Origin of the sequence: Legionella nautarum, from assembly GCF_001467895.1 — a bacterium.
GTDB classification, from domain to species: Bacteria; Pseudomonadota; Gammaproteobacteria; order Legionellales; family Legionellaceae; genus Tatlockia; species Tatlockia nautarum.
Genome location: NZ_LNYO01000022.1, coordinates 48,339 through 61,232, shown reverse-complemented (window position 1 = coordinate 61,232; position 12,894 = coordinate 48,339). Strand labels below are relative to the sequence as shown.

The window sequence follows — 12,894 nt, the reverse complement described above, 5'->3', positions numbered from 1 at the left end:
TCAGGGAAATTTTTAGTAGTGACTCAATATAAAACAATTAAATCCTATGCTTTTCCTCTAATTTTGATTTCTTCTATTGTCTTAGGTGGCTTAGTGGGTCATATATTAGGGCCAAATACTCAATATTTAAAACCTTTTGGTGAAATCTTTCTCAATTTGATTTTTACAGCCATTGTGCCACTCATTTTTTTCTCTGTCTCTTCGGCAATTGCGCGCACAGGATCTTTGGGTAAATTAGGGAAGATCATTTTATCCATGACAGCAGTTTTTTTATTTACCGGAATAGTCGCCGCTGTGTATGCCCTTTTTATCGTGAAACTGTTTCCGCCAGGGCAGGGCGTTTTTTTGCATTTAACTATACCTGAAACCTTTTCACCTCCTAGTTTATCAAGTCAAATTGTAGGCATTGTTTCCGTTCCTGATTTTATTAATTTGTTGTCACACAAAAATATGTTGGCTTTAATCGTATTTTCATTACTAGTTGGCCTAGCAGCAGCAACAGCCAATGATAAAGGGAAAAAATTTATTGGTTTTTTACAAGCCGGTGAAGAAGTTTTTATGCGTGTTTTCTCGCTCATTATGTATTACGCACCCATTGGTTTTTTTGCTTATTTTGCAGTTTTAGTGAGTGAACTTGGTCCTCAATTAATGGAAAGCTACCTACGTATCGCTTGCATTTATTATGTTTCTTCCTTGCTTTATTTTATTGCGGCCTTTAGTTTTTATGCCTACCTGGCAGGTAAAATCGAAGGTATAAAATTATTTTGGAAAAATTTATTTTTGCCGATGGTTACCTCGGTTGCAACTTGCAGTGGTGCAGCCAGCATACCCGCTAATTTATTAGCAACCAAGAAAATGCGTGTTTCTCCGGAAATTGTGGAAACTGTGGTTCCGCTTGGCGCGATTATTCATAAAGATGGCTCGGTGATTGGAGGGATGTTTAAGATCGCGTTTTTATTCGGAATTTTTCATTTAGATTTTAGTGGCAGCTCGGTTTTACTAATTGCTTTGGGTGTTTCTTTGCTGGTGGGCACTGTCATGGGCGCCATTCCTAGTGGAGGTATGCTCGGTGAGTTATTAATTTTGACGGTCTATGGGTTTCCGCCTTCCGTTTTGATTGCCATCGCTGCGATTAGTATCATTATTGATCCACTGGCTACTATGCTCAATGTGACGGGTGATTGTGTAGCGGGTATGATGACTGCTCGTTTAGTTGACGGTAAAAAATGGTTGGACCGTGAATAAAGTAGCTTAGCTTTTTTGTATCGAAGTGGGGAGAGTTTGGCGATTAGCATAAAAACTAAAGGTACTCACCGAACCAGTAACCGCAAATAAAATCGGTACAAGGAAATTAAAATTGATGCCGGTGAATTCTGCGGTAAGGACGATGGCGGTAATTGGCATTTTCTGGGCTGCTGCAAGAAAGGCGGATGCGCCAACTACAGCAAAGGCGCCCGAATGAGTCCCAGGCCAGATAACTGACCAAAGCCCGCCGAGAACTATCGCCATTAATACGCCATTCGCCAGTGACGGTGTCAGTAATCCACCCTGTGCCCCTGCCTGCAAACTGCTCCACACAATAATCACTCTAAGAATGAACAATCTTAGGGCGAGCTCCAGACCCAAATTATCAGTAAACCCAAGTTGAATGGGGCCTTTTCCATTGCCTAATAACTGAGGGAAATAGACAGCTAAGATCCCAATAATAATGAAATTCAGAATACATAAAATTAAAACCCGTCCGTCACGAGGAGCAATTTTGCGTGCTGCAGCAGTAATTTGATGAAACCAATAGGCTGCTATACCAAAGAGAGGACCTACAATAATTGACCAGGTTATTAAAGAAAGGCTCAATGGGTAATTCGGTACATGGTATTGCGGTTCATTGCCCAAACCAATCCAGGAAATGGCTGTAGCGATGGAAGAGGTGCAAAGCGCAGGGATTACTGCCGACCAGCTAAGTGTAGATAGCAACACTTCAAGCGTAAAGACGGTGCCCCCTAAAGGAACATTATAAACCGCGGCCAATCCAGCACCGGCTCCACAAGCCACCATGATTTGTGATTCTCTAACAGTTAAACCGGTTTTGTCTGCCAGCCAGCAGGCAAATGCTGCACCAATTTCTCGTGGCGCTACTTCTCGTCCCAGCGGTGAACCAAGGGCAACAGTAATAATTTGCAGCAGGGCGTTGAGAGTTGTTGTTAACATCGGCATCATTGGCTTGTCTGATTTAATCGCCCGAGCAATACTGACTAAAGGTTTACCGTAGCGGTAAATCGCCCACCATCCAAAACCGGCAAGAAAACCACAGAAACTAAGAACTAAAATTCGTCTCTCTCCGGATGCAGCAGAGACCCCTTCTAGAAAGTTTTCTGGGTGCTGTAAAGTATGAGTGTAACCATAAGCAACATGTTGAATATAGTGCAGCAGTAACGCTAAAAACATTCCAGCCAGCCCAGAGACAACCCCTATACAGAGAGTGACAAAAATAAGGATGGGTAAAGAAGTTTTACATTTTTGTTGTGAGTTGGATTGTTTCACAGCGAATCTTTTGCTCCACTGAGATTAGTTAATTTAAAGTACTTTAATGTAGCCTAGGGGGTCAAGCCTTGCTGTTCGTTATTAAGTGATTAAGAAGCAAAAAAGCAAGGCTTGACTCATTTAATTCGATATTCCCACGTCCCTCGACTTGTTCGCGGGATCCAGAGATCTCGCTATGAAAAAAGATCGCCTGAATACCGCTGACAAGCCACGGTACATAGGCAGGAAGACTAGAATTTGCAACAATGCCGGGTAAGCCGCGCGAATCGCTTGAGATTCATCCTCTATGCCTTATGAGCAGAGGAATTAGAATTTGAGTTCTCATCAGAAGGTTTTACCTCGTCATACAAAACCGGATCCGGAAGGAAAAAAGTAAATACGACTAAAATAAGCAACGCTATGACTATCCAGCCCATTAAAAAAAAGCAATCATCGAGAGCTAAAGCAGTGGCTTGTCGTTGTAGATAAAAATTTAACTGGGCTAAAGCTTGTTTTCCTTGGATATTGAAAAATTTTGCCCGTTCAAAAAATTGCGTCGTATTTTGCGAAAAAGCAGTTAAACTGCTCCCCAAACGTTCATGATAAAAGACTTGTCGACGATGCCATAAAATGAGAAATAAGGAAACCCCTATTCCACTGCCAAATAGTCTTGCTGTATGGAATAGACAAATCGCTTCGGGAATTTTTTTTGGGTGAACGGTTTGAGTGCATAAACGAAAAAGAGGAGCTAAAAACACAGCCAATCCTACACCAGTGAGAATGCGCGAAAAGGCAATGCGATTAAAATTGATTTCTGCATTAAAATAAGTGGTGTAAAAGCTAGAAATAGCAAGAAAAGCCAAAGCGACTGTAAGAGGTAAGCGTGGATCATAACGCATGTAATTTATCAAGATTGGTATCCAGGCTCCGAATGCCATTGTTCCCATGATTAAGGCAATCCAATTGGGAGTATAGTTAACGTAAAGTTTCAGCCATAATCCTAGTAAAATGACCATGCCAAAATAAATTGAAAAAAGTAGGAATAAGTTCACTATGGCCAGCGAAAAATAGAAGTTTTTAAACAACTTAATATCAATAATGGGGTGCGTTGCTGACCAACTTCGCAGTATAAAAAAGACAAAACTAATGCTGCCTGCAATGGTTAGAAAGGTAATGAGAGAAGAGCGGAACCAATCTAATTCTTGACCGGTTGTTAGCACAGTACCGAAAAAAACAATGGCGATGGAATAAAATAAATAACCAACCACATCAAGATGGAGTTTTTCTGGTCGCTTATTATCAGATTTGCGATATCGGTAGCCTACACAAATAATTAAAAAAAGACAGAGAGGAATATTGGAATAGAAAAGAAGGCGCCAATTATGATAGTAAGCTATCCAGCCTCCATAAGAAGCAGCAAGCACAGGCGCTAAGGAAAAACTAACTAATAAAACTGACAAAACAAAGGCCTTATTTTTTTTTGGTGCTAGAAGAGGAATCAGTGTGTAAGTAATCAAAATAAATAACGGTCCAGATGCTACACCTTCTAAAAACCGGAATAAAACGAAATTAAAATAATCGGTTGCTATCGCACATTGCCATGAAAAAAAACACATGAAAGTTAAGCAGACTACAAAAAGTTGGAGGGCGCTTAAGCCTGAATGATCTGGTTTTCCAAGAGGAATGCCAATTATATTACCAATACAAAAAAAACTAACCGCATAAGAAGTAAGATAAGAACTACCGCCCAAATCACTGACGATGTAAAGACCTGCCATGATGGGTAAAGTAAGATTAAATACGACCGCAGTTAGTGCTAAAACTAAAAGGTAAAGGACCATTTTTTCTTGTTCCTAACGCGTGCGTATTTTGCATTCTTGCATAGTCATTTTTTGCTTAGTCATTTTATGTTTATTATTTTTTTTCCTAGGGTTATTTTGCTGAGGCTTTTTTTTCTTAATGCCATTTTTCTGCGTCTCTTCAGGGGAGCTATTATTGTTAACTCCTTTTTGCCGCAGGTTAATATCTGAGATAGTAAGCGGATTTCTGGCAAATTCTTGTAAATTGGGATCGAGGTTATTTTTAATAATACTTTCTATAAGCTCTTTATCTCCTAACTCTTCCAATTGAAAAATATCAGTGGAATAACGGGGTGAATTGTTGAAGGTGGTTGGTACTAAGAGTCCACCTTGATCAGTGAGATCAACAGTGACTTCAAGCGATAAGCCCAGGCGCAACGGATGTTTCTTTAACTCCTGGGGATCTAAGGCGATACGTACAGGTAAGCGTTGGACAATTTTAATCCAGTTTCCTGAGAGGTTTTCAGGCGGCAGTAACGAAAAAACGTTACCAGCACCGCCGGGTAAACCGACAATTTTTCCATGAAAAACAACATCTCGACCATAGAGATCGGAAGTAAAGGTTGCTCTTTGGCCAATGCGCATTTTTTTAAGTTGGGTTTCTTTAAAATTGGCATTGACCCAGATTTGATCCAGAGGAATGATGGACATCAGTGGTTCATTGGGTGAAACCCACATTCCCACTTGAATGGTGCGCTGGGCAACTAGCCCTTCCACCGGCGCATAGATTCTACAGCGGTAAAGTTGCACCCAGGCATCGCGGACGCTTTGAGCGGCAGCTTGTACCCAGGGATGTTCAGTGACGGAAGTCCCTTGTACAAAAGCCAGCATTTTTTGATAATTATTTTTAGTTCTTTTTAATGCCGCTTCGCTGGCTCTTAAATCGTCGACTGCATGTTGATAATCTTCTAAAGAAACTCCTCTCGCACCAATGACATCATAGCGATGTTTGAAATTTTGTTGAGCTTTTAACAGTTCAGCTTCTTTCACTTCGATTTCGGCAGCCAGAATAAAAACATCGTGAAAGGCTTGAGAGACTTCCCGAACTGTTTGCGCCAGTTTCTTTTTTGCTTTTTCCAAAGCAATAATTGAATCTGTTTCATTGAGGGAAACAACGAGTTGTCCTTTTTTTACCAAAAAACTATCATCAGTATATACACCGGTGACAAAGCCCTTACGCAAGGATTTGACATAGACTTGGTTGCCTTGCACGTAAGCGTCGTTGGTAAACGCTTGAAATCGCCAAACAAATAACCAATATAAAAAAAAGAACAGCAAAAGACAGACGACTAGGATGGCGAATAAGAAAGAGGCTGAGTGTTTTTTCTTCATATTTTCTTCACCAGAGGAACCTCTGTTTGGCAGTAGCCCCCTCCTAATGCCTTAATTAATTTAATTGAGGCTAAGTATTGGTTGTAAAGCAAATTGACATTGGCCAGTTTATTTTCAATAACTGCTTCCTGATAATAATACATATCGAAGTCGCTATCTAAGCCTTTTTGTTGCCTCAATTTAGTCAAGTTATAACGCCGTTCAGAATAATTAACAATCTCTGTCTGTTCCTTTTTCTGTTTATACACATCTTGGGCAAACGCTAATACGTCAAGAACTTCTTGAGTGCTGCGTAATAACAAATTGTTATAAGCGAAGATGGCCGCATCAAATTTTGCTTTGGTTGCATTGATGTTAGCAGCAATGGCCCCCGCTGTAAAAATTGGCAAATGGATAGCCGGTTTAATGCCTGTTTTACCGCTAGAACTATATAAAAGCTTAGTCCAGCGAGTCGATTCCAAACCAATAAAGCCAGTAATATTAACATCAGGATAAAATTCAGCCATTGCTGCGCCTGTTTCATAGGCTAGGGCTTTGGCGTGCCAAATTTGTGCCATTAAATCAGGTCTACGGGCAATCAGGTCGACTGATAGAGTTTTAGGAATAATCAGCGCTCGGGGTAAGGCCGGTAGTGTGCAATCAAGTTGCAGCGGGGTATCAGGATTTCGTCCCGCCAAAGTATTGATCAGATGTTTAGTGACAACGAGTTCTGTATCAATACTTGAAAGAAATTGTCTGGCTTGGAAAAAATTTTCTTCTGCTGAAAAGCTTGGTAAATCTGAAGTAAGACCTTTTGCAAATACTAAATTTTGCAGCCGCAGAAGTCGCTGACGCACTGTAAATAATTGCTGGTATAACTGTTTTCTTAGTAAATTTGTCCTGTAAGCGATGTAGGCTTGAGCCATTGACGTTGTGGTAATTAACGCCACTTGGGCTGCTTCTGCTTGAGCAGCTAAGGCTTCACCAATTGCAGCACAGAAGAGATTACGATTTTTGTGCCAAAAATCGAATTCATAAGTAAAAGATAAAGTGAGATCAATCAGTGTGGCATTGCGATGAAGTTTGGGATTAAACGCTCGATACAAACCATTTTTACTTAAGTATTGCCTAGTCATACTTGCATCAAAAAATACAAGTGGGAACAGGAGAGAGCGGGTGACCATCGCTTCCTGTTTTGCTACGGTAATGCGACTTCTAATTTCGAGAAGAGAAGGGTTATTGGCTAAGGCTTCTTCGATTAATTTATTTAATTCGGGTGAGTTAAAAATTAACCACCATCTTTTGTCTGGCCAATTGCCCTGCGAAAAGGTATTTGTTTCTGCTAAAAGTCGTTTAACTGCTCGTTCCATATTCGGTGTTGCTTGCAGATTTTTAAGCTGGGCTTGTGGAGGCAGCGAAACATTACAAGATATTAATATGCATGTACCTAAGCAAATAAATATCCTGATCATGAGCCGCATAAGTAATTCCTTGATTATCAAGACAAAAGGCGTTTATAACACAGTATTCACAACAATATACTATAAGAGAGTAGCTCTAGGGATTACAACTGATAATTAAAAATGTAGGTTGGGATTTGGTTAGCTCAAGCTTTGAGAGGGTTTCAGAAAATGATTTTGTTGGGTCAAGTCCCGTAGTAGTCAGACTAATCTGTATCTAGTTTAATTCGAGCTCTTGGCTAATAATCTAGCGTTCGCACTGAGTCCTTCGAGCCTCAGGATGTGCGGAGTCGTTAGGCCGTCTCGAAGCCTTGCAAACCCTGATGTGAGACTTCGAGACGGCGTAAACGCCTCCTCAGTCTGAACGGGGTCAGATAAAATAAAGAAAAATCTCCTTCATCCGACTCGGTTCGCACTCAGATAAAATAGAGAAAAATCTCCTTCATCTGACTCGGTTCGCACTCAGATAAAATAGAGAAAAACCTCCTTAATCTAACTCCGTTCGCACTGAGGAAGCGCGCAGCGCTGTCTCGAAGTGTCGCGAAAAGCCTCTCCCTTCGAGAACCTCAGGACAGGCCTTCGAGAAACTCAAGCTTTCGATACGCACGCCATGCGTGCTCCTCAACTGAACGGGATAAGATTAATATAATTCCTTCGATCCACATTTCATGGGGATACCGAACGGACCCAGGTAAATCTTCTTAGCCTAACGGCTATGGGGCAAAGCCCAACCTCTTTACTCTTCGATTTTTACATCAATCTTTTTTTCTAGCGCGGCCTTCTTCTTAGGAATTGATATTTCAAGAACACCTTGTTTGTATTTAGCGCTTATTTTTGCGTCATCTGCCGTTTGAGGTAAGCTGAAGCGGCGGTAAAATTGGCCTTGAGAGCGCTCAATACGAGAATAATCTTCTCTTTTTTCAGTTTTTTCAAAACTACGTGAACCGTGAATCGTTAAAATATCATGTTCCAAAGAAATATGGATATCTTCTTTTTTAACCCCCGGAATGTCAGCAATCACCAAGAAGCGATCCTTTTCTTCTTTAATGTCAACTGCGGGAGCCCAGTTTCCTGTATCAACGAAAGAGGAATCATCCAGTTGACCCCTAAAAAAATTCTCCAACATTTTTCCAAAATCTTTTTGGAGGGGAAAATACTCACGTCTTATCGAACTCATCAGTTTCTCCTTATTGATTAATTGTCTTTAATAATAAGATGGTGATGTTGAAATTAAATTTCAAGTATTTATCGCAAAAAAAGACTTCCAGTTTAGGTCTAAAATTATAATCGGATTACAAATAATAAGGATTTGCAGATGATTACAAGGCTCCTTAAGTTGGGGATGCTCATTTTCTTGGTGAACCTACAGACAATGGCTTTGGCAAATTTACCGGGGGATCCTTATCAATTTGATATGAAAACTTGTGTAGAGCAAAATATAAAAAATTGCATGAATGGCGTTTGTATTCCATCCACGCCTACAGATTGTCCAACACAATGCAGAGTTAATGCTGTCAATAAATGCAAGGCTATGTCGCAACAAGAGAAGTTATAGGAAGTTTGATTTGTTGGCAAGGTGCTTATTTTCCTGTTGATTAGTTCATCATAAAAAGGTAAAAATGATATATTATGAATCTTTTTGCATAAGAACAAACCATGCCTACTTATGAAGGAAAAGAACTAAGAAAAACCAAGGATAAGGAAGCTGGTAAAAATCATGATGCGATGGATGGTTTTTACCGCAATGAGAGTGGTGAAGAGTTTTTTATTAAAAAACCTAATGATATTAAAGAGCTATTTACTGAATTACTCGCGGGTAGATTAATAGAGGAATTCAAAACAAGAGGCTTGATTGATAAAATCTACCATGATTCACTAATTTGCGCTGACTTAATTCAATTTGAAGATAAGACTTATGGTCTAATCCAGCCAAAAGTTTCCTTCACTGAGCTACATAAAATTATCAGAACGTCTTATTGGAGTGGTTCCGATCGTGATCCACTCTTCGAAATGTTTTTTGGCCCCAGCCGTTATTATCTTTTAATGACCCAGACTGGAGGACAGTATTTTGGGCTGGCTACCGCGTTGATGATTTCATTTTTTTTAGGTGATAACAGTGTTCATAGCGGTAATATGGTCTGTTTAGATCTTGCATCGATTGAAGAAATCATTTTTACCCAATTTGCCCGTATTGATTGGGGGGCGGCGTTTCGTTATTTTGGCCATAAGAATAACCTTACCGATTTGCTGCATCCGGTTGAGTATCAAGGATGGTTTAATCCAAAAGGATATACAAAAGGGTATTTCCTCAATTACAAACTCATACCAGGTTTATTTTCAGCCATTGCTGAGCAGGCAAAACTATTTGATAGCCGATTAAATAAAGCCTTGCTTAGCGATATTGTAACCGCAGTATTTGAAAAAATTCCTGCTGATCTCATTGATGACAAAATAAGAAAAGAGCTTGCCGAATATTTATGTATAGACTCATTCAATACCGTCAATTTTGCTGAGCAGAATTATCAGCAATTTGTTGAAGATTTTGTTGATCTTTTAAGTACAAGGCTAAAAAAAATTACAGAATTGCAAGAAATTTACCCAATTAATGATTCTCAACTTTTATTTAGTGAAAAGGCTCCAATTCTTCTTCAATTGCAAGCTAATGCTGCAATAAATTTCCCTGAACAGTTGAGAGTTTGGCAAGGAATTTTGGCTGCAGCCAATGAAAAAAGCAGTTTTAATTTTAATACGATTGAATTTTCCATTTTGACCCAACAATTTAATGACTTTGTTAACCACTTAGCCAGTCAAGTTGAGGGCTCAGAGTCCCAGCAAACTGATGAAGAACAAGAAGCCTCCGCTGTTATTTTGCGGCGAATATTCATTTTAAAAGCCGATGCAACTCCCTGCAGCGCTTCTGATGGCGAATCTTCTAAGGATTTCATTAATAAATCCAAGGAGTTAAAGAAAATCGCCTCCATTCTTGCTCTAGGTTTTGATATAGTTGTCACTCTTCGGGTAATAAAGGAAATACAAAATGCAAAACCCTGGGATCTCAATAAAGTTTCTGCCATTCATTTTCTTTTTGATGCCCTAAAAGAACGTATTAATAGTTTTCACGTCGAGTTCTGCAAATACGAAGAGATTTTTTTGTCGGCGCAAACTCATTCTATAGCGGATAAAGTAAACCGTAAAACAAAGGGTAGCAGTTTTTTCTTTAATCCCTTAGTCGATGACAAGCTAGGATCAGTATCGACCCACAGTACTCATTATGGTACTTGAGCAGTCTCAAGATATACTATGCTTATTAGGAGTTATTAGTTTGATATATCACGGGAATTAATAATGAAAAAAAAATATGGTGTGTTGCTTTTTATCATTTTAGCCTGTTTGAACTTAGAGGCTTTCGCAGCTAGTCTATCTTTGAATAGTCCGGCATTTAGTGCAAATGGTTCGATACCTCGGCACTATACTTGTAAAGGCGCAGATGTTTCACCTCCGTTGTTTTGGCAATTTCCTCCCCCGAATACCCGGTCTTTTGTGTTAATTGTCGATGATCCAGATGCGCCATCAGGCGATTGGATTCATTGGCTCGTCTTTAATATCCCCGCTAATACTTCGTTACTCTCTGAAGCAGCAACCCCGCCAGCAGGAGCTGTGGTTGGAAAAAATAGTTGGGGAGAAAGGAGCTACCGTGGGCCTTGCCCACCCAGTGGAACACATCATTATTTTTTCAGGCTTTATGCGCTTAATACTAAGCTCAATTTGAGTTCTAAGGCAGATAAGTACGAAGTATTAAAAGCAATGAAACATCATGTTATTGAGACAAGCGAGTTAAGTGGAATCTATTCGAAAGAATAGGACCTTTTAGCTCTTGCCTTTCTGCTTCGGTGCTCAAAAATCAAGCCATTTTAGCTCAAACTAGCGAAAGGTAAATAGGTCTCTGTTAATTAATAATCCTTGTTTTACTAGCCATCCTCTGTCTTTACCTGACATAATTTATGCTCTGAATGAGATTTAAATGGCCATCGTGTTTGTTTGTTGATCTTTAGTCGGCTAAAATATAGCTAGATATTTCATGAATTGCATAGAGGTAAAAAAGTTAAATAATGGCAAAAGAGAAAACTGAAGATGGAGCTAAACAATCCCAGACCGAGGTTACTGTGATTGGCGCCGGAGCAGCAGGGATTGGTGCAGCACTTTCCCTAGCGAAGCGTGGTTACAACGTTAAATTAATTGAAAAATTTACGCTAGGATCTGGTTCAAGTGGAAGAAATCCCGGACGAATGGGACATGGGTTCCATTATGTCGATGTGGAAACGGCCCTTATGTATTTAAGAGCGAGTATCCAAGTACAACGTGAACACCCCGATTATTTAATCGGTGGAAAAAACTTAGCTCCCAATCATCCTTTAATGCACGGACGTTATTTTATTACCATAGATTCAGACGCATCTCCTGAGGAAATTCTTAAAACCTATGCTGCTATCCAAAAAGAATATGAAAGGCTTGTTGCGGAAGATCCGGCAAATGAAGTATTTGGACCACCGGATAGGTTTTTTCGCATCCTGGAACCTCATGAATATGAAAAAAATGTCAACATGGAAAAAGTGGCTCTAGGTGTCGAAACAGCAGAGCGATTATTTGATTGGCAGCGTTTTGCAATCGATATAAAAGAGAAAATGCTAGCACATCCGAATATCAGCCTATACGAAAACACTGAGGTAGTAGGGATTGAGCAGGGTGTACTAGGTGAGTCTCGTTTCATTATACGAACCAAAACGACCGATGTGACAGGCATTAGTGAAAGTTTCAAAACCGATTATATTGTTAATTCTACCTGGCAAGACATCGAAAAATTAAACAACCAGCTTGGTTTAAGAATGGTCCCTGGCTCACGTACCAACCGGTTGAAATGCTTATTAGTGGTTAAGTTGCCTGATTCATTAAAAGAAGTGAACTCCATGTTTTTTTGCATGGGGCAACATGGTATGTTTTCAAATTTAGGAAATGGCTATGGAATGATAACTTATGCAAAAGTGACAAACATGGGCGTTTTTGATGGTCTTGAAGTCGATAAAGAAACTCAGCGTCTATTAAATGGCGGAGCGACGAATTTGGAAAAAAAACTCGTTGCTGAGGAAATGTTAGTCGGTATTGCTGAATATATTCCTGACATGATTAAAGCAAAAATTGTTGATGTTAAATATGGGATTGTACAAACTTCGGGTATATTATCATTAGATGATTTAAATAATCCCCACAGCAGCTTTCATAAACGAAATTACTATGGGGTGCGAGAAGAACAAATTGGCGTTGTTTCCAATCCAGCCATAAAATTATTTTATTTTGTCAAAAATGGTGAATTAACAGCTGATTTTATAGATGCACAAACAGAAACTACTGAACTGATAAAAAGATATATGCATTCTATTGCAGAAGAGGCTAAAAAAAATAAGCTCCCTTTTAGTCCTGACATAGAAAAAGCGATTCTTTCTTATCTTGAACGCTATACCTCCTCTACACTGCAAACTGCTTTAGAAACAAGAGAAGTCGATCAAGCTATTGTTGAAACCATGGGAGTAAAATCTTCTTTTAATGATCAGTTAAAAAAGTATTTCTTTTCTGAGAAAATGAAGGCATCCTATTTTAAAGAAAGTGAAGCTAAGGCAGAAAGCTCACAAAATGCTCCTCAATTTAAACCTTGATTAGCTCAGGGTAATTAAAAAGGATAATATTCACCA

The 12,894-nt window shown here is 39.5% G+C and carries 10 protein-coding genes; 5 read left to right on the top strand and 5 right to left on the bottom strand.

All coding sequences use genetic code 11. The features are described from left to right. The first annotated feature begins 18 nt into the window (after nt 1–18). Nucleotides 19–1,245 carry a dicarboxylate/amino acid:cation symporter gene (locus Lnau_RS11005; RefSeq protein ID WP_058505198.1) on the top strand — a complete coding sequence of 409 codons (1,227 nt, stop codon included), beginning with the start codon at nt 19–21 and terminating at the stop codon, nt 1,243–1,245. A 6-nt stretch (nt 1,246–1,251) separates the two neighbouring features. Here the strand turns inward: Lnau_RS11005 and Lnau_RS11000 are convergent, their stop codons facing one another. The 5 genes from Lnau_RS11000 to Lnau_RS10980 all read right to left on the bottom strand — a co-directional run bounded on the left by Lnau_RS11000 (nt 1,252) and on the right by Lnau_RS10980 (nt 8,327). Next, the gene (locus tag Lnau_RS11000) at nt 1,252–2,541 is read right to left on the bottom strand and encodes a chloride channel protein (protein WP_058505197.1); all 1,290 of its coding nucleotides are present in this window, start codon (nt 2,539–2,541) and stop codon (nt 1,252–1,254) included. A gap of 284 nt (nt 2,542–2,825) precedes the next feature. Then, entirely contained in the window at nt 2,826–4,361 is a 1,536-nt protein-coding gene (locus tag Lnau_RS10995; RefSeq protein WP_058505196.1) for an MFS transporter, read from the bottom strand. Between the two features lie 12 nt (nt 4,362–4,373). After that, nucleotides 4,374–5,711, bottom strand: a complete 1,338-nt coding sequence (locus Lnau_RS10990; protein WP_083503828.1) for an HlyD/EmrA/EmrK family protein — start codon at nt 5,709–5,711, stop codon at nt 4,374–4,376. Beyond that, nucleotides 5,708–7,162 (bottom strand): efflux transporter outer membrane subunit, encoded by a 1,455-nt coding sequence (locus Lnau_RS10985; RefSeq protein ID WP_274520278.1) that lies wholly within the window; start codon nt 7,160–7,162, stop codon nt 5,708–5,710. The genes Lnau_RS10990 and Lnau_RS10985 overlap by 4 nt, the downstream gene beginning before the upstream one ends. A 724-nt stretch (nt 7,163–7,886) precedes the next feature. Further along, the gene (locus Lnau_RS10980) at nt 7,887–8,327 is read right to left on the bottom strand and encodes an Hsp20/alpha crystallin family protein (RefSeq protein ID WP_058505194.1); all 441 of its coding nucleotides are present in this window, start codon (nt 8,325–8,327) and stop codon (nt 7,887–7,889) included. 138 nt (nt 8,328–8,465) lie between these two features. Between Lnau_RS10980 and Lnau_RS10975 the strand changes: the two genes are divergently transcribed. From Lnau_RS10975 to Lnau_RS10960, 4 genes are all read left to right on the top strand, one after another. Next, a complete protein-coding gene (locus tag Lnau_RS10975; RefSeq protein WP_058505193.1) occupies nt 8,466–8,705 on the top strand; it encodes a hypothetical protein in 240 nt (79 codons plus the stop codon). 101 nt (nt 8,706–8,806) lie between these two features. Continuing rightward, a complete protein-coding gene (locus tag Lnau_RS10970) occupies nt 8,807–10,432 on the top strand; it encodes a hypothetical protein (protein ID WP_058505192.1) in 1,626 nt (541 codons plus the stop codon). 63 nt (nt 10,433–10,495) lie between these two features. After that, the gene (locus Lnau_RS10965) at nt 10,496–11,011 is read left to right on the top strand and encodes a YbhB/YbcL family Raf kinase inhibitor-like protein (protein WP_058505191.1); all 516 of its coding nucleotides are present in this window, start codon (nt 10,496–10,498) and stop codon (nt 11,009–11,011) included. A gap of 248 nt (nt 11,012–11,259) precedes the next feature. Beyond that, complete coding sequence (locus tag Lnau_RS10960) at nt 11,260–12,858, top strand: FAD-dependent oxidoreductase (RefSeq protein ID WP_058505190.1); 1,599 nt, start codon at nt 11,260–11,262, stop codon at nt 12,856–12,858. Nucleotides 12,859–12,894: the final 36 nt, after the last annotated feature.

Coding starts and splice junctions, on each gene's coding strand:
- Lnau_RS10995 (WP_058505196.1), bottom strand. CDS start 4,361: ATGGTCCTTTACCTTTTAGTTTTAGCACTAACTGCGGTCGTATTTAAT.
- Lnau_RS10960 (WP_058505190.1), top strand. CDS start 11,260: ATGGCAAAAGAGAAAACTGAAGATGGAGCTAAACAATCCCAGACCGAG.
- Lnau_RS10980 (WP_058505194.1), bottom strand. CDS start 8,327: ATGAGTTCGATAAGACGTGAGTATTTTCCCCTCCAAAAAGATTTTGGA.
- Lnau_RS10970 (WP_058505192.1), top strand. CDS start 8,807: ATGCCTACTTATGAAGGAAAAGAACTAAGAAAAACCAAGGATAAGGAA.
- Lnau_RS10965 (WP_058505191.1), top strand. CDS start 10,496: ATGAAAAAAAAATATGGTGTGTTGCTTTTTATCATTTTAGCCTGTTTG.
- Lnau_RS10985 (WP_274520278.1), bottom strand. CDS start 7,162: ATGATCAGGATATTTATTTGCTTAGGTACATGCATATTAATATCTTGT.
- Lnau_RS10975 (WP_058505193.1), top strand. CDS start 8,466: ATGATTACAAGGCTCCTTAAGTTGGGGATGCTCATTTTCTTGGTGAAC.
- Lnau_RS10990 (WP_083503828.1), bottom strand. CDS start 5,711: ATGAAGAAAAAACACTCAGCCTCTTTCTTATTCGCCATCCTAGTCGTC.